This window comes from Ornithinimicrobium sediminis (genome assembly GCF_021272345.1).
GTDB classification, from domain to species: Bacteria; Actinomycetota; Actinomycetes; order Actinomycetales; family Dermatophilaceae; genus Ornithinicoccus; species Ornithinicoccus sediminis_B.
Map to the genome: position 1 here is coordinate 640,498 of NZ_JAJSDQ010000002.1, position 21,443 is coordinate 661,940.

At 72.4% G+C, this 21,443-nt stretch carries 19 protein-coding genes; 15 read left to right on the top strand and 4 right to left on the bottom strand.

The genetic code is table 11. The features are described from left to right. Nucleotide 1 precedes the first annotated feature (1 nt). The 4 genes from LVO85_RS07450 (at nucleotide 2) to LVO85_RS07465 (ending at nucleotide 4,243) form a co-directional block, all read left to right on the top strand. Complete coding sequence (locus LVO85_RS07450) at nucleotides 2-1,855, top strand: AMP-dependent synthetase/ligase (RefSeq protein WP_232746766.1); 1,854 nt, start codon at nucleotides 2-4, stop codon at nucleotides 1,853-1,855. Nucleotides 1,856-2,004: 149 nt separating this feature from the next. Next, complete coding sequence (locus LVO85_RS07455; protein WP_232746767.1) at nucleotides 2,005-2,898, top strand: universal stress protein; 894 nt, start codon at nucleotides 2,005-2,007, stop codon at nucleotides 2,896-2,898. A 17-nt stretch (nucleotides 2,899-2,915) separates the two neighbouring features. After that, complete coding sequence (locus LVO85_RS07460; protein ID WP_232746768.1) at nucleotides 2,916-3,431, top strand: flavodoxin family protein; 516 nt, start codon at nucleotides 2,916-2,918, stop codon at nucleotides 3,429-3,431. 44 nt (nucleotides 3,432-3,475) lie between these two features. Further along, a complete protein-coding gene (locus LVO85_RS07465) occupies nucleotides 3,476-4,243 on the top strand; it encodes a YqjF family protein (protein WP_232746769.1) in 768 nt (255 codons plus the stop codon). 9 nt (nucleotides 4,244-4,252) lie between these two features. Here the strand turns inward: LVO85_RS07465 and LVO85_RS07470 are convergent, their stop codons facing one another. Next, entirely contained in the window at nucleotides 4,253-5,203 is a 951-nt protein-coding gene (locus LVO85_RS07470; RefSeq protein WP_232746770.1) for an aminoglycoside phosphotransferase family protein, read from the bottom strand. Further along, nucleotides 5,200-6,213 (bottom strand): hypothetical protein, encoded by a 1,014-nt coding sequence (locus LVO85_RS07475; protein WP_232746771.1) that lies wholly within the window; start codon nucleotides 6,211-6,213, stop codon nucleotides 5,200-5,202. Before LVO85_RS07475 ends, LVO85_RS07470 begins: the two co-directional genes overlap by 4 nt. A 121-nt stretch (nucleotides 6,214-6,334) precedes the next feature. Here LVO85_RS07475 and LVO85_RS07480 point away from each other — a divergent pair, with 121 nt between their 5' ends. The 9 genes from LVO85_RS07480 (at nucleotide 6,335) to LVO85_RS07520 (ending at nucleotide 16,908) form a co-directional block, all read left to right on the top strand. Further along, the gene (locus tag LVO85_RS07480) at nucleotides 6,335-6,850 is read left to right on the top strand and encodes a ribosome maturation factor RimP (protein WP_232746772.1); all 516 of its coding nucleotides are present in this window, start codon (nucleotides 6,335-6,337) and stop codon (nucleotides 6,848-6,850) included. Further along, a complete protein-coding gene (nusA, locus tag LVO85_RS07485; RefSeq protein WP_232746773.1) occupies nucleotides 6,850-7,842 on the top strand; it encodes a transcription termination factor NusA in 993 nt (330 codons plus the stop codon). The genes LVO85_RS07480 and nusA overlap by 1 nt, the downstream gene beginning before the upstream one ends. Before the next feature lie 80 nt (nucleotides 7,843-7,922). Further along, nucleotides 7,923-8,189, top strand: a complete 267-nt coding sequence (locus LVO85_RS07490) for a YlxR family protein (RefSeq protein WP_232746774.1) — start codon at nucleotides 7,923-7,925, stop codon at nucleotides 8,187-8,189. 215 nt (nucleotides 8,190-8,404) lie between these two features. Then, a complete protein-coding gene (gene infB / locus LVO85_RS07495; RefSeq protein WP_232746775.1) occupies nucleotides 8,405-11,308 on the top strand; it encodes a translation initiation factor IF-2 in 2,904 nt (967 codons plus the stop codon). A gap of 126 nt (nucleotides 11,309-11,434) precedes the next feature. Continuing rightward, the gene (gene rbfA / locus LVO85_RS07500; protein ID WP_232746776.1) at nucleotides 11,435-11,896 is read left to right on the top strand and encodes a 30S ribosome-binding factor RbfA; all 462 of its coding nucleotides are present in this window, start codon (nucleotides 11,435-11,437) and stop codon (nucleotides 11,894-11,896) included. Further along, nucleotides 11,893-12,822, top strand: coding sequence for a tRNA pseudouridine(55) synthase TruB (gene truB, locus LVO85_RS07505; RefSeq protein WP_232746777.1), 930 nt, complete (start codon nucleotides 11,893-11,895; stop codon nucleotides 12,820-12,822). Before rbfA ends, truB begins: the two co-directional genes overlap by 4 nt. 18 nt (nucleotides 12,823-12,840) lie before the next feature. Further along, nucleotides 12,841-13,803 carry a bifunctional riboflavin kinase/FAD synthetase gene (locus tag LVO85_RS07510; RefSeq protein ID WP_232746778.1) on the top strand — a complete coding sequence of 321 codons (963 nt, stop codon included), beginning with the start codon at nucleotides 12,841-12,843 and terminating at the stop codon, nucleotides 13,801-13,803. A gap of 1 nt (nucleotide 13,804) precedes the next feature. Beyond that, nucleotides 13,805-14,941, top strand: a complete 1,137-nt coding sequence (rodA, locus tag LVO85_RS07515; protein ID WP_232746779.1) for a rod shape-determining protein RodA — start codon at nucleotides 13,805-13,807, stop codon at nucleotides 14,939-14,941. Then, nucleotides 14,938-16,908: a TIGR03960 family B12-binding radical SAM protein gene (locus tag LVO85_RS07520; RefSeq protein WP_232746780.1), complete on the top strand. Its 1,971-nt coding sequence runs from the start codon at nucleotides 14,938-14,940 to the stop codon at nucleotides 16,906-16,908. The genes rodA and LVO85_RS07520 overlap by 4 nt, the downstream gene beginning before the upstream one ends. Before the next feature lie 79 nt (nucleotides 16,909-16,987). On the opposite strand, the gene LVO85_RS07525 is transcribed toward LVO85_RS07520, so the two are convergent. Beyond that, nucleotides 16,988-18,154 (bottom strand): phosphoglycerate dehydrogenase, encoded by a 1,167-nt coding sequence (locus LVO85_RS07525; protein WP_232746781.1) that lies wholly within the window; start codon nucleotides 18,152-18,154, stop codon nucleotides 16,988-16,990. Between the two features lie 22 nt (nucleotides 18,155-18,176). Continuing rightward, on the bottom strand, nucleotides 18,177-19,253 hold the full coding sequence (serC, locus tag LVO85_RS07530) for a 3-phosphoserine/phosphohydroxythreonine transaminase (protein ID WP_232746782.1): 1,077 nt from the start codon (nucleotides 19,251-19,253) through the stop codon (nucleotides 18,177-18,179). Between the two features lie 98 nt (nucleotides 19,254-19,351). Between serC and LVO85_RS07535 the strand changes: the two genes are divergently transcribed. Both LVO85_RS07535 and LVO85_RS07540 read left to right on the top strand, forming a co-directional pair. After that, nucleotides 19,352-20,554, top strand: coding sequence for a DUF1015 family protein (locus LVO85_RS07535; RefSeq protein WP_232746783.1), 1,203 nt, complete (start codon nucleotides 19,352-19,354; stop codon nucleotides 20,552-20,554). Between the two features lie 2 nt (nucleotides 20,555-20,556). Further along, entirely contained in the window at nucleotides 20,557-21,264 is a 708-nt protein-coding gene (locus LVO85_RS07540) for a TIGR03936 family radical SAM-associated protein (protein ID WP_232746784.1), read from the top strand. Nucleotides 21,265-21,443: the final 179 nt, after the last annotated feature.

The window sequence follows — 21,443 nt, forward strand, 5'->3', positions numbered from 1 at the left end:
GATGGCCCGTTCAGCGAAGGACGAGCAGTTCGACCAGCAGGTGATCGACGACCGTGCGGAGAGCGTGGGGCATCTCATCCGCAACCGGGTGGCGACCTCGGGGCGCTCGGAGGCCTTCCGCTACCGGGAGGGCGAGGAGTGGGTGTCCCTCACCTGGGAGCAGACGGCCGACCGGGCGTACGCCCTCGCCGCGGGCCTGGTCGCGCTGGGGGTCCAGCCCGAGGAGCGGGTGGCGCTCGCCAGCGCCACCCGGATCGAGTGGGTGCTGTCGGACCTGGCCGTCATGTGCGCCGGTGCCGCGACCACGACCATCTACCCCACCACGCTGAGCTCGGACGTCGCCTACATCATCGCCGACTCCGGCAGCCGGGTCGTGATCGCCGAGGACGCCGAGCAGCTGGACAAGCTGCGTGCCCACCGCGAGGAGATGCCCGACGTGGTGGCGGTCGTCGTCATCGACGCCGGGGCAGGCGAGGGGGAGGACGACTGGGTCCTGTCCTTCGCTGACCTGGAGTCCCGGGGGCGGGCGCTGCTGGCCGAGCGGCCCGGGGTCGTGCAGGAGCGCACCGACGCCCTCACACCCCAGCACCTGGCGACGATCATCTACACGTCGGGGACCACCGGCCGACCCAAGGGAGTGCGGCTGACCCACTCCGCGCTGACGTACGAGGGTGCCGCGGTCGACGCGATCCGCATCCTGGACACCAGCGACCTGCAGTACCTCTGGCTGCCCCTGGCCCACGTCTTCGGCAAGGTGCTGCTCATTCTCCCGCTGCAGATCGGCTTCCCCACGGTGGTCGACGGGCGCATCGACCAGATCGTGCCCAACCTCGCTGTCGTCCGTCCCACGTTCATGGGAGCGGCGCCGCGCATCTTCGAGAAGGCCTACGGACGCATCACCACGACCGTGGCCGAGGAAGGGGGGGTCAAGGCACGGCTGTTCGGATGGGCGACCAAGGTCGGTGCCCGGGTCGCCGCGCTGCGGGCCGAGGGCAAGGAGCCTACCGGGGCACTGGCAGCGCAGTACCGCCTTGCGGACAAGCTCGTGCTGCACAAGGTCCGCGAGCGCTTCGGCGGTCGGATCCGCTTCTTCATCTCCGGCTCGGCGGCGCTGAACGAGGACGTCGCGCGCTGGTTCGACTCGGTCGGGCTGCTCATCCTGGAGGGGTACGGGCTCACCGAGACCAGTGCCGCCTCGTTCGTCAACCGTCCCCTGCCGGGCAGCTACCAGTTCGGCTCGGTCGGATGGCCGTTGCCCGGCACCGAGGTGCGCATCGCGCAGGACGGCGAGATCCTGCTCCGGGGGCCCGGGGTGACCCAGGGCTACCACGGCCTGGACCAGGCCACGCACGAGTCGCTCGACGACGACGGCTGGTTCCACACCGGCGACATCGGGGTGCTCGACGAGAACGGCTTCCTGCGGATCACCGACCGCAAGAAGGACCTCTTCAAGACCTCGGGCGGCAAGTACGTCGCGCCCTCGGTCATCGAGTCCATGTTCAAGGGCATCTGCCCCTACGCCAGCCAGCTCGTCATCGAGGGCGACGGCCGCAACTTCGTCTCCGCCCTGATCACGCTGGACCCCGACGCCATCCGCACCTGGGCCGAGCACCACGGCATGGGGGAGCGCAGCTACGAGGACATCGTCGGCTCACCCGAGGCGCGGGAGATGGTCCAGGGGTATGTCGACCAGCTCAACGCCCAGCTGAACCGCTGGGAGCAGGTGAAGCAGTTCGTCATCCTGGACCACGACCTGTCCGTCGAGAGCGGGGACCTGACGCCCAGCATGAAGCTCAAGCGCCGGGTCGTCACCCGCAAGTACAAGGACCAGCTGGACCAGCTCTACCCGAGCTGAGCCCTCCCGGTCCGCCCGCCGGCTCCCACCGCAGCGGGGACCTTGGTCCCTAGCGTCATGCCCTCCAGGAGAGGAAGGTGGTGCCCGAGGTGATGGTGAAGCCGCCGCCGAGTGGGGCAGCGGTCGAGTCGCCGGTGAAGGAGGGTTCGATGAGTGACGTCACTGGTGCAGTGGTGGTGGGCTACGACGGGTCACCGGAGGCCGACCGGGCCGTCGACTGGGCGGCTGCGGAGGCGGTGCGTCGGGACCGGCCGCTGCTGGTCCTCTTCGCCTCCGACTACGACCGTCTCCGGGTGAGCCCGGAGTTCCTGGACGCGTGGAGCCCCGCCACCGTCCAGGAGGCGGCGGACGGGATCGTCGCCGCCGGAGAGGCTCGCGCTCGTGCGGCGCACCCCGGCGTCGTCGTGCAGGTCAGGACCAGCCACCGGGGTGCTGCCGCGGCGCTGAAGGACCTGTCCGAGCACGCCGGGATCATCGTGGTCGGCGGACGCAAGCACGGCCGGGTGACGGGGGTGCTGCTCGGGTCGGTGGCCTTCGCCGCTGCGGCCCACGCACACTGCCCCGTGGTCGTGGTGCCGGCCGAGAGCGAGGTCTACCCGGGACCGGAGCACCCGATCGTGGTCGGTGTCGACGGGTCGAGCGGGAGCGACAAGGCGGTGAGGCTGGCGGCCGACATGGCCGCCGGGACCAGCGCCGAGCTGGTGGTCGCCAGCGCCTGGGAGACCCCGGCCATCGACCACTGGAGCCGTCTGTACCTCGCCGACGACGACTGGCGTCACGAGAGCATCGCCGCCGCCCGCTCGGCCGGGGCCGCCCACGTGGCGCGGGCCAAGGAGGTCGTGGAAGGCACCCACCCGGAGGTGGTGGTGCGGGAGCTCGTCCAGGAGGGGCGCGGGGACCTGCTCCTGGCGGACGCGTCCCGCGACGCCGCCCTGGTCGTGGTGGGCGCCCGAGGTCACGGTGACCTGGTGAGCCTGCTGCTCGGCTCGGTGAGCCGCAGCGTCATGCACCGGGCGCACTGCCCGGTCGCGATCGCACGTTGACGGCCGGAGGAGACGGCATGCGTGCGTTGGTCGTGGTCGAGTCGATGTTCGGCAACACCCTCGCTGTGGCGCGGGCGGTGGTCGAGGGGCTGTCGGCCGGTGGGGTGGACGGCGACGCCGTGCCCGTCACCGAGGCACCGAGCCAGGTCGCTCCCGAGGTGCGCCTGCTCGTCGTCGGGGGTCCCACCCACGCGTTCGGGCTGAGCCGTGAGGGCACCCGTGCCGATGCGGTGCGCCAGGGCGGGCACCCGGACGGCGGGGCGGACACCGGGCTCCGTGAGTGGCTCGCGGCGCTCGAGCCCGCCGAGCCCGGGGTGGCGTCGGCGGCCTTCGACACACGGGTCCGGAAGCGAGGGATCCCTGGGTCGGCCGCCCGGGGCGCGGAGAAGCGGCTGGCCCGGCTGGGCTACGCCCAGGGACCGACGATGTCCTTCTGGGTGAACGGGGTCTCCGGGCCGCTGATCGACGGCGAGCTCGGCCGCGCGCGTGCCTGGGGCGAGGAGCTGGCGGGACGGGTGAGCGCCGACAGGTGAGGGCCGGGCGCGGTCTCGAGGAGGTGAACCACCACACTGGTGTCATGCCCGACGTCGCACAGCAGCGCGCACCGCGAGGCCCCGAGCCGCTGCGGGCCCAGGGCGCACCCCTGCGAGGGCCGGTCATCATGACTCAGTGGTGGCGGGACATCACCTTCGTCCACTGGAAGGTGCCACCTGAGCTCGTCGCGCCGTTCCTGGCACCAGGAGTCCGTCCGGACCTGTTCGACGGCTCGGCGTGGGTGGGGCTGATCCCCTTCCGGATGGTGGGTGCCGCACCCGGCCTGCTGCCCGGCGTGCCGTGGCTGGGCACGTTCTGGGAGACCAACGTCCGTGTCTACAGCACCGACGACCACGGGCGCCGGGGCGTGACCTTCCTGTCGCTCGAGGCACAGCGGGCCGCGGTCGTGCTGGGGGCCCGTGCCGCGTTCAACGTCCCCTACTTCTGGGCCCGGATGACCGGTGCGGTCCAGGGTCGGCAGGCCCACTACGAGACCCAGCGTCTGTGGCCCCACCGGTCCCGTCCGGTCTCACGGCTCAGCGTGACCGTCGGAGACGCGGTCGCCGAGCCGAGCCCGCTCGAGCTCTTCCTGACCGCCCGGTTCGGGCTGCACACCTCGCTGCTGAACCGCTCGCTGTGGGTGCCCAACACCCATGGCCCCTGGCCGTTGCACCGTGCTGTGCTCACCCGGCTCGACGACGAGCTCGTGCAGGCGACCGGCATCCCTGACCTGCCTGCCCGCGCCGCCCCGGACAGCGTGCTCTACTCACCAGGGGTGCGCACCCGGTTCGGGCTGCCGCAGCCCGTGTGACGCCGGCGCTCAGTCGGGCAGCAGGGCCTTGGCCACCGTCACCGCGACGGTCACCTCGTCGGTGTGCCGACCCGGTGTCCCGGCCGCCCACAGCGCGGTGCGCACCATCCGCACGATGCTGCAGACACGGGCGAGGTCGGGGTCGAGCCCACCGTGCTCGCAGACCGTCTCCACGCGTCGTCTCAGCACCCCGCGCGGGTCGTCGGAGCCGGCCACCTCGTACCAGCGGTTCCACAGCACCGGAGCCACACCGATCTCCGGCAGCGCGGACAGCGGCTTGGGGTCGATGGCCACCCAGGCACCGGTGCCAGGGCGGCGCAGCACGTTCTGGCCGTGGAGGTCGGTGTGGACCAGGCGCGCGTCGACCGCGGGATGGTCGGCCAGACCCAGGGCCATGGCCCGGCCCTGGTCCAGCAGGCGGCGCGGCAGAGGTCCACCCCGGCCGGTGGCCCGGACTCGGTCGATGTCGTCCACCAGGGCGGCCAGGTGAGCCGACAAGGTGTCCATCTGTGGAAGACGAGGCCTGTCCAGGGCGCGCAGCAACGAGCCGACGACCCTGCAGGCGCTGACGTCGTCGAGCCGGTCCAGGTCGTGGTCAGGATCCAGCCACTCGAGCAGCAGGGCCCACCGGGCGGGGTCGGCGGCCAGCAGGCGCACCGCGGACCGTCCGTCCCAGGCGCGCAGGGCGAGGTGCTCGTATGCAGCCTCGCGGTGCGGCCAGGAGAGCTTGAGTGCAGCCCTCGAGCCGTCCTCGCGCAGGGTGGGCAGCACGAGGGCAGCGACACCGTGCCGGGCAGGTCCCTCGACCCGGAGCCTCCACCGGTCCAGGAGCTCGTCGACCTGCACGGGCAGACCGGAGAGCCAGGCGTCTCCGGAGGGGCCGTCGGGGCTGTCCGGCGGCAGGGACCGGAACCGGTCGACGACCTCCTGCGGAAGCGTGGTCCCGTCCCACCGGGTCACGGTGTCCTCAGGCCGGGGAACGCCGGGAGCGGCGAGCCGAGCCGCTGGGCCTGCGAGACGACCTCGGCCAGCACCTGGGTGCAGCCTGCGACGGCCACCTCGTCCTGGACGAGCCCCCCACTGCCGTCCAGCACAGCCGTGGGGACGGCTTCGAGGGTCCGGACGACCAGCGCCCGACGTGCGTCCGCACTGTCCACAGGCCCTGGCAGCCCGTAGCCCAGCGGCGGCGCAGGTGCGGCCGGCCCGGCGAGGGTCACCAGCCGGTCGGTGAGGGTCCGCATCGAGCTCAGCACGACCTCGTGCTCTGCCCGCTCGTCGCCGGACGCTCTGGCCGCAGCCACCTCGAGGGCATAGACGACCTCGCGCAGCGCCACGAGCATGCCGACCGCGGCGGCTCCCTCGGGTCCTGACAGCGGTGGCCAGTCCGGCGTCCGGCGCAGCAGGACGGCGGCGGCGGCGCGCTGCCCGTGCAGGGAGAGCAGCACCGGCAGGTTGGCCGGGCTCGTGCCCGCGACCTCGGCCAGCGCCTCGGCGCCGGCGTCGTCGGCCAGCGCGTCGGCCAGCGTGGCGACGCGGTCCGCCCGAGGGATGCCTCCCGTCGTCGCGGTGCTGTCGTCCGCCCCGCCGGACCGCGAGGCGGACGTCGCGGCGGCGTCGTCCGCCACAGGTCGTCGTGCCGGCCCCGGGCCCGGCTCGACCTCGGCGGCGCGCAGCAGCTCCTCCAGGACCTCGGCCTGTCCGCTCAGGGCCTCGTGGATCTCCGGGACGGTGCTGCTGTCCGGTGCCCCGTCCAGCAGCCCAGCAGCCATCATCTGCAGTGACCGGGTGCGCTCCAGCGCCCGGAACATGACCAGCACGTCGGCGGCCTCGGACCGGATCGGTCTGCCCGCGCCGTCGGTGGGGGCCACCTCCGCCAGGCTCTCCGGCTGCTCCTGGCAGCCGGTCAGCGCCACCCATCCGCCGAGGCCCACAGCGGCCAGCAGCGTGCGGCGGGTCGGACGGGAGGGCATGGCTGGATCATCGCAGACGGTCGGGGGCCTCGCCGGAAGCGGCTACAGTGGTCGTTCCGCGTGGAGCGAGGCAGCGTGCTGCCCTCCGCCGGAGCCGACAGGAGAAGAGAGGCAGACGCGCATGGACCAGCGGACCCGGGCCGAGCAGATCCGTAGCGTGGTCGACGACGCGTTGGCCGGCACCGAGATGGTGGTCGAGGACGTGAGCGTGCAGCCCGCCGGCAAGCGGCGCCTGGTGCGCGTCACCGTGGCGCGCGACGTCGGTGCCCTCCTGGACTCGGACACCGGGACTCCGGTCCTGCCCCTCACCCTCGACGAGGTCGCCCTGGCCAGCCGTGCGGTCGACGACGTCCTGGAGGACGGCGACCTGATGGGGCCCGCGCCCTACACCCTCGAGGTGAGCTCACCCGGGGTGGACCAGCCCCTCACGACGCCCGCGAGGTTCCGGCGCAACGTCGGTCGCCTCGTCGAGCTCACGCTCGTGGACGGCACGAGCCGCCAGGGCCGCGTCGTGCGTGCGGGAGTCGACGGCATCCGGCTGACGGACGACCCCGACGGCACCCTGCTGTACGACGAGATCTCCCGAGCGCGGGTCCAGGTCGAGTTCACCCGCCACGACGCCGAGGAGGACAACTGATGGACATCGACATGGCGCTCCTGCGTGGTCTCGCCGCAGAGCGCGAGATCCCGCTGGAGGTGCTCGTCACCGCCATCGAGCAGGCCACCCTGAGCGCCTACGAGCGCGTGGAGGGCCACTACAGCCATGCCCGCGTGGAGCTCGACCGCAAGACCGGTCACGTCACGGTCTGGGCGCGCGAGCCCGGTGAGACCGACGAGCACGGGTTGCGCGGGGAGCCGGGCCCGGAGTTCGACGACACCCCGGAGGGCTTCGGCCGCGTCGCTGCCGCCACCGCGCGCCAGGTGATCTTCCAGCGCATGCGCGAGCTGGAGGACGACGCCGTGCTGGGCGACTTCCGTGGCCGTGAGGGCGAGATCGTCTCGGGGGTCATCCAGCAGTCGAGCGACCCCCGCACGGTGCTCGTCGACTTCGGCAACGTCGAGGGCGAGCTGCCCAGCGCCGAGCAGGTCCCCGGGGAGCGCTACCAGCACGGTCAGCGGCTGCGCTGCTACGTGGTCAGCGTCAAGCGTGGCCCGCGCGGGCCCCTCATCTCCCTGTCCCGGACGCACCCCAACCTGGTCCGCAAGCTCTTCGCGCTCGAGGCGCCGGAGATCGCGGACGGGTCGGTGGAGATCTCAGCGCTGGCGCGCGAGGCCGGCCACCGGACCAAGATCGCGGTGCGGGCCACCGTGCCGGGCATCAACGCCAAGGGCGCGTGCATCGGCCCCATGGGGCAGCGCGTCCGTGCGGTGATGGCGGAGCTGCAGGGCGAGAAGATCGACATCGTCGACTGGTCCGAGGACCCGGCGGAGTTCGTGGCCTCGGCCCTGTCGCCCGCACGGGTGCTCTCGGCCCGGGTGGTGGACGAGAGCACCAAGCAGGTGCGGGTGGTCGTGCCGGACTACCAGCTGTCCCTGGCGATCGGGCGTGAGGGCCAGAACGCCCGTCTGGCCAACAAGCTGACCGGGTGGCGCATCGACATCCGGCCCGACACAGCGCCCGAGCAGTGAACCCCGCGCGGTGAACCTGTAGGATGGTCGTGTCTGCTCGTCGTCGTCAGCAGCCTCCCATCGCATCGAGCACCGTTCCGGTGCGCACGTGTGTGGGATGCCGGCACCGTGACGAGCAGGCGGCACTACTGCGCGTCGTCGGGGAGGAGCCGGGCCCCACGGGTATGCCGTGGGAGGTCGTCCCTGACCCACGACGCCGCAGCCAGGGTCGTGGTGCCTACGTGCACCCCGACCCGGCCTGTGTCCGGCTCGCGACCGAGCGCCGGGCGTTCGGCAGGGCCCTGCGGAGAAGCGGGCGGCCGGACATCCGTGCGCTGGAGGCGTGGCTGGGGCAGCAGGAGACGTGACGGGCCCGTCGTCCCACGCGGACGGAGGGCACAACGACCGGGCCACCAGGCCCGGTCGCCACAGGGCGGAGCCACCTGGCTCTGTCATCGAGGAACCGGAAGCGGGTTTGACGCTGATGAGCACCCGATGAGTACTCAGCGATGAGCACCCACCAGCACTAGTCACGGCTGCGTGCCCCCCAGGGCCCGAGCCGCGGCGCAACACAAGGAGAAACGTGGCCAAGGTCCGGGTCTACGAGCTCGCCAAGGAGCTCGGGGTCGAGAGCAAGGAACTGCTCGCCCATCTGAAGGAGCAGGGAGAGTTCGTCCGGTCGGCGTCGTCGACCATCGAACCCCCTGTCGTTCGCAAGATTCGAGAGAGCCCTCCCGCGGCAGCAGGCAAGCCTGCCCCGGAGAAGAAGAAGCCGGCGTCCGGCAAGCCCGGCGCCTCCAGCACGCCGTCGCCCACGCCGGGCCCGGCACGTCCCGCGGCTCCTGCGGAGTCCACGCCCGCTGCACCCGGGACCGGCGCTCCGGCCGCCCCGAAGGACGCAGGCACCGGGTCCGGGACGCCTGCTCCCGGGCCGCGTCCCGGGCCGGCGGCACCCGCTGCCGAGCCCGCCGCTCCCGCTGCCGAGCCCGCGGCTCCCGCTGCCGAGCCGGCAGCGGACGCCGCAGAGCCGGCTGCCGCCGAGACCAAGGACGCTGCCGCCTCGGCACGCCCCGGACCGCGGCCCACACCCCGGGCCGAGCGGCCGGAGGGCGGACGTTCCGGGGGGCGCGGCGACGCGTCCCGCCCCGGCGTGAAGCCAGGGCCCCGTCCCGGCAACAACCCGTTCGCCCCCAGCCAGGGCATGCGCTCCGGCCGTGGTGGCGAGCGCCCCGAGCGCGGGGACCGCGGGGGAGCGTCCCGTCCCGGCAACAACCCCTTCGCCCCGAGCCAGGGCATGCCCAGGCCCGGTGGCACGCGCGGTGGCCAGTCCGGCCCCGGCGGTCCTCGTCCGGCGGCGCCTCGACCCGGCGGCGCCCGCCCCAACCCCGCCATGATGCCCGACCGGGCTGCGGTTCCGCGGCCGGGCGACCGGCCGGCCCGCCCTGGTGGCGGTCGTGGTCGCCCCGGTGCACCCGGTGGTGGTCCGGGCGGCCCCGGCGGTGCGCCCGGTGGGTTCCGCGGAGGTGGCCGCGGTGGCGGTCCGCGCGGTCGCGGCGGCACCCAGGGTGCCTTCGGTCGTGGCGGCGGCAAGGTCCGCGGACGCAAGTCGAAGCGGGCCAAGCGCGCAGAGTTCGAGCAGATGCAGGCGCCCGCCATCGGCGGCGTCAACGTCCCACGCGGCAACGGCCAGACCGTCACGGTGCGCCGCGGTGCGTCGCTGACCGACTTCGCCGACAAGATCAACGTCGACCCGGCATCGCTGGTGACCGTGCTGTTCCACCTCGGTGAGATGGCGACGGCGACCCAGTCGTTGGACGAGGTCACCTTCGGTATCCTCGGCTCCGAGCTCGGCTACGACATCCGTCTGGTCTCGCCGGAGGAGGAGGAGCGCGAGCTCTTCAACGCCTTCAACATCGACCTGGACGCCGAGGCCGACGCCGAGACGGACGAGGACCTGCTCCCGCGGCCCCCGGTCGTCACCGTCATGGGTCACGTCGACCACGGCAAGACCCGCCTGCTCGACGCGATCCGCGAGGCGGACGTCGCCGAGGGTGAGGCCGGTGGCATCACCCAGCACATCGGTGCCTACCAGGTCCACGCCGAGCACGAGGACGAGGACCGCGCGATCACCTTCATCGACACCCCGGGGCACGAGGCGTTCACCGCCATGCGTGCACGTGGTGCGAAGGTGACCGACATCGCGATCCTGGTCGTCGCCGCCGACGACGGTGTCATGCCGCAGACGGTGGAGGCGCTCAACCACGCCCAGGCGGCGGACGTGCCGGTCGTCGTGGCGGTCAACAAGATCGACGTCGAGGGTGCCAACCCCCAGAAGGTGCGCCAGCAGCTCACCGAGTACAACCTCATCGCCGAGGAGTACGGCGGCGAGACGCTCTTCGTCGACGTCTCCGCCAAGGCCGGCCAGAACATCGAGGAGCTCCTCGAGGCCGTCCTGCTGACCGCCGACGCTGCGCTGGACATGCGGGCCAACCCCGACAAGGACGCGCGCGGCGTGGCGATCGAGGCCAACCTGGACCGCGGCCGCGGTCCGGTGGCCACGGTGCTGGTCCAGCAGGGCACCTTGCGGGTCGGCGACTCGATCGTGGCGGGCGCGGCCCACGGCCGTGTGCGCGCCATGCTCGACGAGCACGGCAACAACGTCGCCGAGGCGACCCCGTCGCGCCCCGTGCAGGTGCTCGGCCTGGCGTCCGTGCCGCGTGCGGGTGACACCTTCGTGGTGGCCCCGGACGACCGCACGGCCCGGCAGATCGCCGAGAAGCGGGAGGCTGCTGACCGTCAGGCCTCCCTGGCCAAGGCACGCAAGCGGATCAGCCTGGAGGACCTCAACGAGGCACTCGCCGCCGGCAAGGTGGAGACCCTCAACCTCATCCTCAAGGGCGACGTGTCCGGTTCGGTGGAGGCGCTCGAGGACGCGCTCCTGCAGATCGACGTGGGCGAAGAGGTGGACCTGCGCATCATCGACCGTGGTGTCGGCGCGATCACCCTCAACAACATCAACCTGGCGATGGCCTCGGACGCGATCATCCTCGGCTTCAACGTGCGGGCCGAGGGACAGAACGCCGACGTCGCCGACCGCGAGGGCGTCGAGATCCGCTACTACTCGGTGATCTACCAGGCCATCGAGGACATCGAGAACGCGCTCAAGGGCATGCTCAAGCCAGAGTACGAGGAGTTCGAGACCGGGTCCGCCGAGATCCGCGAGATCTTCCGCTCCTCGAAGTTCGGCAACGTCGCGGGTTCGATCGTGCGCGACGGCGAGATCCGTCGCGGCGCCAAGGCACGGATCACGCGCAACGGCGTGGTCGTCACCGAGGGGCTGCAGATCGCCGGTCTGCGGCGCTTCAAGGACGACGTCACCGAGGTCCGCGAGGGCTTCGAGTGCGGCATCAACCTGGGGTCGTTCAACGACGTCCAGGTCGAGGACGTCATCACGACCTACGAGATGCGGGAGATCCCCCGCAGCTGAGTGGCCGCTGTCAGCGGCAGGGCCGGACACCCGCACGGGTGTCCGGCCCTCGCCGTGGCGACGACACGGCCGAGCCCACACCTAGACTGGTCCGGCACCGCCCCGCCCGTCATCCGAGGAGGAGTCATGGCTGATCCCGCCCGCGCACGCAAGGTCGCCGAGCGCATCAAGGTGCTCGTCACCCAGGGCCTGGACACGCTGGTCAAGGACCCCCGGCTCGGGTTCACCACCGTCACCGACGTCAGGGTCACCGGTGACCTGCAGCAGGCGTCGGTCTTCTACACCGTGCTGGGCGAGGACGCGGACCGGGCCGCCACCGCGGAGGTCCTCGAGGCCTACCGAGGGCGGCTGCGCTCCTTCGTGGGCAAGGGCCTGGGCATCCGGCTCACGCCCACCCTGGAGTTCGTGCCCGACGCGCTGCCCGAGGACGCCGCCCACCTCGACGAGGTGCTGCGCCAGGTCCAGCAGCGCGACGCAGAGCTGGCTGCGGCGCGCGACGCGGCGGCGTATGCCGGGGAGCCCGACCCCTACCGCAAGCCGCGCGACGAGGACGAGGACGTCGAGGGCCTCGACCCGGACCGCGGGTGAGGGTGCGCGGTCCCGGGGTCGCTGACGACAGCAGGCAGGTCGGGGACGGCCTGCTGGTCGTGGACAAGCCGGCCGGGTGGACCAGCCACGACGTGGTCGGTCGGGTCCGGCGGCTGTGCGGCACGCGCCGAGTGGGCCACGCGGGCACCCTGGACCCCATGGCGACCGGAGTCCTGGTCCTGGGGGTCAACCGCGGCACGAAGCTGCTCACCTACCTGGTCGGGTGCGACAAGTCCTACACCGCCACCATCCGGCTCGGGCAGTCGACCGTGACCGACGACGCCGAGGGTGAGGTCACGCAGGACCACGACGCGTCCGGGCTCGACCGGGCGCGCATCGAGGCCGCTGTGGGCACGTTGACCGGTGCGATCCAGCAGGTCCCCAGCTCCGTCAGCGCGATCAAGGTCGACGGCAGGAGGTCCTACGCCCGGGTGCGCTCGGGCGAGGACGTCGAGCTCCGTGCCCGTCCCGTCACCGTCCACCGGTTCGACGTGCTGGAGGTGCGCACCGCCCGCGAGCCCCGGCATACCGACGTCGACGTGGAGGTCGAGGTGAGCTCGGGCACCTACGTGCGTGCCCTGGCGCGTGACCTCGGCGCAGTGCTGGGGGTGGGGGGGCACCTGACCGCGCTGCGGCGCACCCGGGTCGGCGACATCGACCTCGACCAGGCGGTCACCCTGACCGCGGCCGAGGGTGACCCGGGGTCCCGCCTGGTCCCGCTGGCCGACGCCGCCGCCGCGGTCATGCCGGTGCGGCACCTCGACGAGGAGCAGGCGCGCGCCCTCGGCTACGGCGGACGCGTCGAGTCGGAGCAGCCCGGGCGTCGTGACCCGGTCGCGGCGCTGGGCCCGGCCGGCGAGCTGGTCGCCGTGCTCGACGAGTCAGCAGCCCGGACGCGCAGTCACGTCGTCTTCGCGCCCCGCTAGGCAGTTAGAGTGGCCGCCGTGCACCGCTGGACCGACCTGGAGCAGATCCCTCCCGACCTGGGCCCGACGGTCGTGACCCTGGGCAACTTCGACGGCGTCCACCGCGGCCACCGTGCGGTGCTCGACACCGTCGTCCGCATCGCGCACGCCCGCTCGGCAGCTGCCGTGGCCATCACCTTCGACCCTCACCCGGTCGCCGTGCTCCACCCGGAACGGGCTCCGGAGCAGATCACCGGGCTGCAGCACCGGCTCGACCTGCTCGACCGCTGCGGGCTGGACGCGACGCTCGTGCTGGAGTTCACCCGGGAGTTCGCCCGGCTCACCCCGGAGGACTTCGTCCGGCAGACCTTCGTGGAGGCCCTCCGTGCCCAGGTCGTGGTGGTCGGCGAGGACACGCGCTTCGGCGTGCACAACTCGGGGGACATCACCACGATGCGCGCGCTCGGGGAGCGCTACGGCTTCGAGGTGGTCACCCAGGACCCCGTCGGGGAGTGCACGCACGGGCAGCGCACATGGTCCTCCACGCGGCTCAGGTCAGCACTGCGGGCCGGAGACGTCGCCACGGCCGCAGAGGTGCTCGGCCGGGCCCACCGCGTGACCGGCACGGTCGTGCACGGTCACCACCGGGGTCGTGAGCTCGGCTACCCCACGGCTAACCTCGGTCCGGACAGCGAGGGTATGGTGCCCGGCGACGGCGTGTACGCCGGGTGGCTCGAGCGCCCCTCCCTGCCGGAGGACCACGAGGACCATCGGCTCCCCGCCGCGATCTCCGTCGGGACCAACCCGACCTTCGACGACGTGCTGGAGCGCACCGTCGAGGCCTACGTCTTGGACCGCACCGACCTCGACCTCTACGACGAGCGTGTCGCCGTCGACTTCGTCGCCCGGCTGCGCGGCAACCTGCGCTTCGAGACCGTCGCCCAGCTCTCACAGCAGATGGCGCGCGACGTGACCGCCAGCCGTTCCCTGCTCCTGGGCTGACATGCCGTCCTCGGCCCCCGGGAGCGTGCGCACCCGGTACCTGCGCACCGACTGGGGGCTGTACGTCGCCGCCCTGGGCCTGTCCCTGGTCGGGGCGCTCCTGGTGTGGTCGGCGACCCATGAGCGGGTCGGTGCGGCGCTGACCGTGCGCCACCTGGTGAACACCACGGTCGGGCTGACGGTGGCGGTCCTGCTCGTGCGGGTCGACGTGCGGTGGCTGCGGGCCGCCGCTCCGTGGGCGTACCTCGCCGGGATGGTGGGCCTGCTGGTCGTGCTCGGCCCGTGGGGCCAGACGGTCAACGGGTCACGGTCCTGGCTGTTCCTGCCGGGCGGGTTCTCGCTCCAGCCTGCGGAGCTGGCCAAGATCTCCCTGTGCATCGGGCTGGCCATGATCCTGGCCTCCGGGCGCGACCCCGGTCGACGTCCCGGTGCCGCCGAGGTGCTGCCGGCCTGGGTGCTCGGTGGTGTGCCCGTGCTGCTGGTCCTCGCCCAGCCCGACCTCGGCACCGCGGTGGTCCTGGCGGCGATGACGGTGGGCGTCGTGGCCACCTCGGGGGCGGCGTGGTGGTGGACCGCGACGGCGGCGGCGGGGACGGCCACCGCGGTGGTCGCTGCGGTGCGGGTGCCGCTGCTCGACCGCTACCAGGTCGACCGGCTCCTGGCGTTCGCCGACCCGTCGCTGGACCCGGAGGGCATCGGCTACCAGACCCGACAGGCGCGGATCGCCATCGGCAGCGGGGGGTGGGAGGGGACCGGGCTGGGCTCCGGCCCGCGCACCCAGGGTGGCTACGTGCCCTTCCAGGAGACGGACTTCGTCTTCTCGGTGGCCGGTGAGGAGCTGGGGTTCTGGGGGGCGGCCGGACTCGTGGTGCTCCTGGGCTTCCTCGTCATGAGAGCACTCTGGGTCGCCGTGGTGACCGACGACCCCTTCGGTCGCCTCGTCGCCGTCGGGGTGGCGACGTGGTTCGCGTTCCAGACCTTCCAGAACATCGCGATGAACCTGGGACTGGTGCCCGTGACCGGGCTGCCGCTGCCCTTCGTCTCCTACGGCGGGTCCTCGATGCTGGCCTGCTGGATGGCGGTGGGGCTGCTCGCATCGGCCCAGCACACCGGGCGTCGGCCTACCCTGGTGCCATGACCTCCACTCCGAGCCGAGCACCCGGCGAGAGCATCTTCGAGTCCCTGGAGCCGCTGCTGGAGGAGGTCACCAAGCCGGTGCAGTACATCGGCGGTGAGCTCAACTCCCGCACGAAGGACTGGCACGTCGGCGGACACGGTCCCCTCGGGGAGGAGGGCACGGTGCGATGGGCGCTGATGTATCCCGACGCCTACGAGGTCGGCCTGCCCAACCAGGGCGTCATGATCCTCTACGAGGTGCTCAACGAGCACCCCCACGCGCTGGCGGAGCGTACGTATGCCGTGTGGCCAGACCTGGAGGCGCTGATGCGCGAGCGAGGAGTGCCGCAGTTCACCGTCGACGGCCACCGCGCGGTCGGCGACTTCGACGTGCTGGGCCTGTCGTTCGCCACCGAGCTCGGCTACACCAACATGCTCACGGCACTCGACCTCGCCGGGATCCCCCTGCACGCCAGGGACCGGACCCTGGAGCACCCCATCGTGCTGGCCGGCGGACACGCTGCGTTCAACCCCGAGCCGATCGCCGACTTCGTCGACGCCGCGGTCATCGGTGACGGCGAGGAGGCGGTGCTGGCCGCGACGGAGATCATCCGTGCCTGGAAGCTCGCCGGGCGGCCCGGTGGGCGCGGGGAGGTGCTCGCCCGTCTGGCCGCGACGGGTGGGGTGTACGTGCCCGCGTTCTACACGGTCGACTACCTGGAGGACGGCCGCATCCAGCGGGTCGCGCCGCGCCGGCCCGGCGTGCCGTGGCGGGTGTCCAAGCACACGGTCATGGACCTCGACGCCTGGCCCTACCCCAAGCAGCCCCTGGTGCCGGTCACCGAGTCGGTCCACGAGCGGATGAGTGTGGAGATCTTCCGCGGCTGCACCCGCGGGTGCCGGTTCTGCCAGGCCGGGATGATCACCCGGCCGGTGCGCGAACGCTCGATCACCGGCATCGGCGAGATGGTGCAGCGTGGGCTGGACAGCACCGGCTACGAGGAGGTGGGGCTGCTCTCGCTCTCCAGCGCCGACCACTCGGAGATCGGTGACATCGCCAAGGGCCTGGCCGACCGCTACGAGGGCACGCAGACGGGCCTGTCCCTGCCCTCGACCCGGGTCGACGCCTTCAACATCGACCTCGCCAACGAGCTGACCCGCAACGGGCGGCGCTCCGGGCTCACGTTCGCTCCCGAGGGAGGCAGTGAGCGGATGCGCCGGGTGATCAACAAGATGGTGACGGAGGACGACCTCATCCGCACCGTCGCGGCCGCCTATGCCGCGGGGTGGCGACAGGTGAAGCTCTACTTCATGTGTGGGCTGCCGACGGAGACCGACGAGGACGTGCTGCAGATCGCCGAGGTCGCCAAGCGGGTCATCGACACCGGACGCGAGGTCAGCGGCCGCAGGGACATCCGGTGCACGGTCTCGATCGGGGGTTTCGTGCCCAAGCCGCACACCCCCTTCCAGTGGGCGGCGCAGCTGGGGGCCGAGGAGACCGATGCCCGCCTCGCGAGGCTGCGGGAGGCCCTGCGGGCCGACCGCCGGTACGGCTCGGCCATCGGGTTCCGCTACCACGACGGCCAGCCGGGCATCGTCGAAGGGCTGCTGTCACGCGGCGACCGCCGCCTCGGTGCCGTCATCGAGCAGGTGTGGCGTGACGGGGGCCGGTTCGACGGCTGGAGCGAGCACTTCTCCTACCAGCGGTGGATGAGCGCGGCCGAGCGCGTGCTGGCCGGCACCCCGGTGGACGTCGCGTGGTTCACCACGCGGGAGCGGGGGGAGAGCGAGGTGCTGCCGTGGGACCACCTCGACTCCGGGCTGGACAAGGAGTGGCTCTGGGACGACTGGCAGGACGCCCTGGACGGTCGCGAGGTCGAGGACTGCCGTTGGACCCCGTGCTTCGACTGCGGGGTCTGCCCGCAGATGAACACGGCGATCCAGGTGGGCCCGACCGGCAAGAGGCTGCTGCCGCTCAGCGTCGTCTGACCGGGGGCGGGCGCCCGAGGTCACGATCCGCTCCGGCCGCGAGGCACGCAGCACCATCGGCGTCGACGGCCAGGCTCGCTCAGAGCATGCGGACGCGGATGACTCCCGCGATCGAGCGCAGGCGCTCGGCCAGGGAGGCCGGCAGGCCCCCGTCGACGTCGATCAGGGTGTAGGCGATCTCGCCCTTCGACTTGTTGAGCAGGTCCGCCAGGTTGAGGCCTGCCTCGGCCAGGGTGCCGGAGATCTGGCCCACCATGTTGGGCACGTTGGCGTTGACGATGGCGACCCGCGTGGCGCCGGCGCTGCGAGGCAGCTGCGCCTCCGGGAAGTTGACGCTGTTGCGGATGGTCCCGTCCAGCAGGTAGTCGCGCATCTGGTCGGCCGCCATGACGGCGCAGTTCTCCTCCGCCTCGGCCGTCGACGCACCCAGGTGGGGCAGGGCCACGACCTTGGGGTGAGCGACGAGTGTCGGGGAGGGGAAGTCACAGATGTAGGCGTGCAGCCGACCGTCGTCGAGCGCCGAGACCACCGCCTGCTCGTCGACGATCCCACCGCGGGCGAAGTTGAGGATGGTCGCCCCCGGCTTCATCCTGTCGAGCTGCTCGGCACCCACGAGGCCCCTGGTGGCGTCCACCAAGGGCACGTGCGCGGTGACCATGTCGGCGCGGCGGAAGAGCTCGTCCAGCGAGGTCGCCTGCTGCACCGACGAGTTGAGCTGCCACGCCCGGGTCACGGTCAGTGCAGGGTCGTAGCCCAGGACCCGCATGCCCAGGCCTGCGGCCGCGTTGGCGACGAGCACCCCGATGGCACCCAGGCCGATGACTCCCAGGGTGCGACCGGGCAGCTCGAACCCGGCGAACTGCTTCTTGGCCTGCTCCACCGCCGGGTCCAGGTCTCCCGCGTCGTCGGTGAGGTCGGCGGTGAACCTCGCCGCCGGCCAGATGTTGCGGGCGGCCAGCAGCATGCCGGCGATGACCAGCTCCTTCACGGCGTTGGCGTTGGCGCCTGGGGTGTTGAACACCACCACCCCGCGCTCGCTCATCCGGGCCACAGGCACGTTGTTGGTGCCCGCCCCCGCCCGGGCGATGGCGAGCACGGACTCGTCGACGGGCTCCTTGTGGAGGTCCGCGGACCGCAGCAGGATGCCCTGCGGAGAGGAGACGTCGGGGCCGACCTCGAAGTCCCGAGGCAGGCGGGCGAGCCCGATCGGGCTGATGGCGTTGTAGGTCCTGATGCGCTGGGTCATGGTCGTGTCCGCAGTCGGCCGCTCACGCGTGCTTCTGCTCGAACTCCTTCATGAAGTCGATGAGGGCCTCGACGCCCTCCATGGGCATGGCGTTGTAGATGCTGGCTCGCATGCCGCCCACGGAGCGGTGGCCCTCGAGGTTGGCCAGTCCTGCGGCTGCGGCGCCGCTGACGAAGTCCTTCTCCAGGGCGGGGTCGGCGACGAGGAAGGGCACGTTCATCCAGGACCGCGCCTGCGGCGCGACCGGGTTGGAGTAGAAGTCCGAGGCGTCGATGGCCGCGTAGAGGCGGTCGGCCTTGGCTTTGTTGCGCTCGCCCATGGCCTGCAGGCCGCCGGTGTCCCTGATCCACTCGAGCGTCAGCCCCAGGAGGTACCACCCGAAGGTGGGAGGGGTGTTGAGCATGGAGCCGCTGGCCGCCATCCGGGAGTAGTCCCACACCGAGGGGGTGCTCTGCCGCGCGTGGCCGACGAGGTCCTCGCGCACGATGACCAGGCACAGCCCGGCCGGCCCGAGGTTCTTCTGGGCTCCGGCGTAGATGAGGCCGAACCTCGAGACGTCCAGCGGGCGGGACATGATTGTGGAGGACATGTCCGCGACCAGGGGCACGTCCACCTCCGGGACGTACCCGAACTCCACCCCGCCGATGGTCTCGTTCGGGGTGTAGTGGAGGTAGGCCGCTCCGTCGCTCGAGCCAAAGGCGCCCTGGGCGGGCACCGTGCTGTAGCCGGAGGCCGCCTCGTCGGCCACGACGGTGACCGGTGCGTACTTCTCGGCCTCGGCGATCGCCTTCGCCGACCAGGCCCCGGTGTTGACCACGTCCACGGAGGCGCCTTCGGGGGCAAGGTTCTGCGGGATCGCGGAGAACTGTCCCGTCGCCCCGCCCTGCAGGAAGAGCACGTGGTAGCCCGCGGGCACGCCCAGGAGCTCACGGACCAGGGCCTCGGACTGCTCTGCGACGGCGACGAAGTCCTTGCTGCGGTGCGAGACCTCCATCACGGACATGCCCTTGGAGCGCCAGTCCGTGAGCTCGGACCGCGCCTGCTCGAGGACGTCGAGGGGCATCGTCGCCGGCCCCGCGGCGAAGTTGTAGACACGCACAGGTCTTCCACCTTCAGGGTCGTGATTGCGGAGGCCACAGCGTAGCAACCTGCAGCGGCGTGCTTGACCACGCGGCAACCCCGGTAGCCTCCTGCGGCATGAGCGCCGTGCACCCCATCAGCCAGGCCTGGATCAGCACCGGTGGCACCGGTGCCCAGAACTACGACGAGTTCGCCGACGACGCCGAGATCAGCCGGATCCTGCAGGACGCCCCCCACAGTGCGCTGGGGGTCGAGATGCCGCATCGGGCACCGGACAGCCTCGGTGCCACGTTCGCCGAGGCGCTGCCGGCGGCGGCCGAGAGGCTGGCTGCCGCCCAGCGGGCGGGAGCCTACCGCTCGGCCCGGGACGTGCTCGGCGTCTACCGCATCTCGGGCCGCCCCGGGGGTCGTGCGTCCCACGGGGTGTTCGCCATGGTCGACACGGCAGAGATCTCCGGCCGTGCGGACGAGCCGGGTCTGGTCATCCGCAACGAGGACGTCTTCCTCGACAAGGTGCGGGAGCGGGTCGCCCTGATCGAGGCCGTGGACCACCTGCTCTCGCCGGTGCTGCTGCTGCAGACCGAGCACGACGCCGCGCTGCAGGATGCGCTGGTGCAGGTCACCGAGACCGTGGCGCCGGACGTGCGGGACGTCGACCAGGCGGGGCGTGTCCACGAGGTCTGGGCAGTCTCCGACCCTGCCGTCGTGGGACGGATCTGTGACCTGGCCGGCGGCGGCGAGCTGGTGGTGGCCGACGGCAACCACCGGAGCCTGGCCGCGCAGACCGCCGGGCTCACCCGCTTCCTGTCTGTCGTGACGACTCCGGGCTCGGTCGACCTCGACCCCTACCACCGGCTTCTCTCCGCGCTGCCCGAAGAGGTGCCCGACCTGGTCGAGGCACTGCGCAGCCGGGGCGCCCAGGTCTCACCACTCGAGGGACCCACAGAGGTGCCCGGCGAGCCCGGCGTCGTCCACCTGCACACGCCCACGGGCGGGTATGCCGTGCGCCTGCCGGTGCCCGCGGGCGCTGCCGGCGTCGACCGCCTCGACCACGCCGTCGTCGAGGCCGTGGTGGTGCGGGGCGTGCTGGGCTGGGACCCGGGGGACAAGCGCATCCGCTACATCGGCGGCGACTACCCCGCGGCCTGGCTACGCGAGCAGGTGGACGCGGGGCATGCCGCTGTCGCGGTGCTCATCGCGCCGGTGCGCGTCGACGACTTCGTGGCGGTCAACCTCGACCGGGCCAAGATGCCGCGCAAGTCCACGTGGTTCACGCCCAAGGCCCGGGCAGGCCTCGTGGTGGCCCGGCGCGAAGGCTGACCGTGGCCCGGCGCACACCGGAGGGGCCGGCCCCCGACCCCGCGGTGCAGAAGCTGCGGATCCGGTACGCCAAGCGCGGGCGTATGCGGTTCACCTCCACCCGCGACTTCCAGCGTGCCCTGGAGCGCGCGGTGCGCAAGGCAGGGCTGCCGATGGCGTTCTCGGCCGGCTTCCACCCCCATCCCAGGATCAGCTATGCCAACGCGGCGCCGACCGGGGCCGCCAGCGAGGCGGAGTACGTCGAGATCTCGCTGACCCGCGAGGTGGACCCCGACTCCGTGGGTCCTCTGCTCGACGCGGCGCTGCCGGCCGGTCTGGACGTCGTCTCCGTGGTCCGCTCCCCGCCCGGGGCCCTGGCCGACGCGCTCCAGGCCAGCGTCTGGGAGATGGACTTCCGGGACGGCGACGCCGGGGCGGTCCGCGCGGCGGCCACGGGGCTGCTGGCCACCGAGGAGCTCCGGGTGACCCGGATGATGAAGCAGGGCCCGCGGGAGCTCGACGTCAGGGCGGCGCTGGTGGGCGTCGAGACGGCCCAGCACGGGGCACGGGTCGAGGCCACGGTCCGGCATACGATCCCCACCATCCGGCCGGAGGAGATCTGGACGGCGATGCGCGCCGTCACGGGTGCCGACCTGCCCAGGCCGGTGAGCACGCGGCTGCGACAGGGGCCGCTGACCGAGGACGGTGCAGTCCTCGACCCGCCGGTCTGACCTGGCGAAGCAGCCCGTCCTCGGCCGGCTGTGCGATACTGCCGATGGCCTCGCGGTCATCCCACACCCGCCGCGAGTCCCGGTGACACCTCACCCGCAGTGCGGCCTCCAGCCGGCACGCGTGGCGCCGCTCCGGCGCTCGGGGGCACCGGCATCGCCGGATGACGCGCGAGGTGCGC

What these genes read in the sequence shown, in the direction of transcription:
- LVO85_RS07480 (WP_232746772.1), top strand. Translation starts at nt 6,335, where the DNA reads ATGGACCAGCGGACCCGGGCCGAGCAGATCCGTAGCGTGGTCGACGAC.
- LVO85_RS07465 (WP_232746769.1), top strand. Translation starts at nt 3,476, where the DNA reads ATGCCCGACGTCGCACAGCAGCGCGCACCGCGAGGCCCCGAGCCGCTG.
- LVO85_RS07455 (WP_232746767.1), top strand. Translation starts at nt 2,005, where the DNA reads ATGAGTGACGTCACTGGTGCAGTGGTGGTGGGCTACGACGGGTCACCG.
- LVO85_RS07460 (WP_232746768.1), top strand. Translation starts at nt 2,916, where the DNA reads ATGCGTGCGTTGGTCGTGGTCGAGTCGATGTTCGGCAACACCCTCGCT.
- LVO85_RS07450 (WP_232746766.1), top strand. Translation starts at nt 2, where the DNA reads ATGGCCCGTTCAGCGAAGGACGAGCAGTTCGACCAGCAGGTGATCGAC.
- rbfA (WP_232746776.1), top strand. Translation starts at nt 11,435, where the DNA reads ATGGCTGATCCCGCCCGCGCACGCAAGGTCGCCGAGCGCATCAAGGTG.
- rodA (WP_232746779.1), top strand. Translation starts at nt 13,805, where the DNA reads ATGCCGTCCTCGGCCCCCGGGAGCGTGCGCACCCGGTACCTGCGCACC.
- LVO85_RS07475 (WP_232746771.1), bottom strand. Translation starts at nt 6,213, where the DNA reads ATGCCCTCCCGTCCGACCCGCCGCACGCTGCTGGCCGCTGTGGGCCTC.
- LVO85_RS07525 (WP_232746781.1), bottom strand. Translation starts at nt 18,154, where the DNA reads ATGACCCAGCGCATCAGGACCTACAACGCCATCAGCCCGATCGGGCTC.
- LVO85_RS07520 (WP_232746780.1), top strand. Translation starts at nt 14,938, where the DNA reads ATGACCTCCACTCCGAGCCGAGCACCCGGCGAGAGCATCTTCGAGTCC.
- nusA (WP_232746773.1), top strand. Translation starts at nt 6,850, where the DNA reads ATGGACATCGACATGGCGCTCCTGCGTGGTCTCGCCGCAGAGCGCGAG.
- LVO85_RS07535 (WP_232746783.1), top strand. Translation starts at nt 19,352, where the DNA reads ATGAGCGCCGTGCACCCCATCAGCCAGGCCTGGATCAGCACCGGTGGC.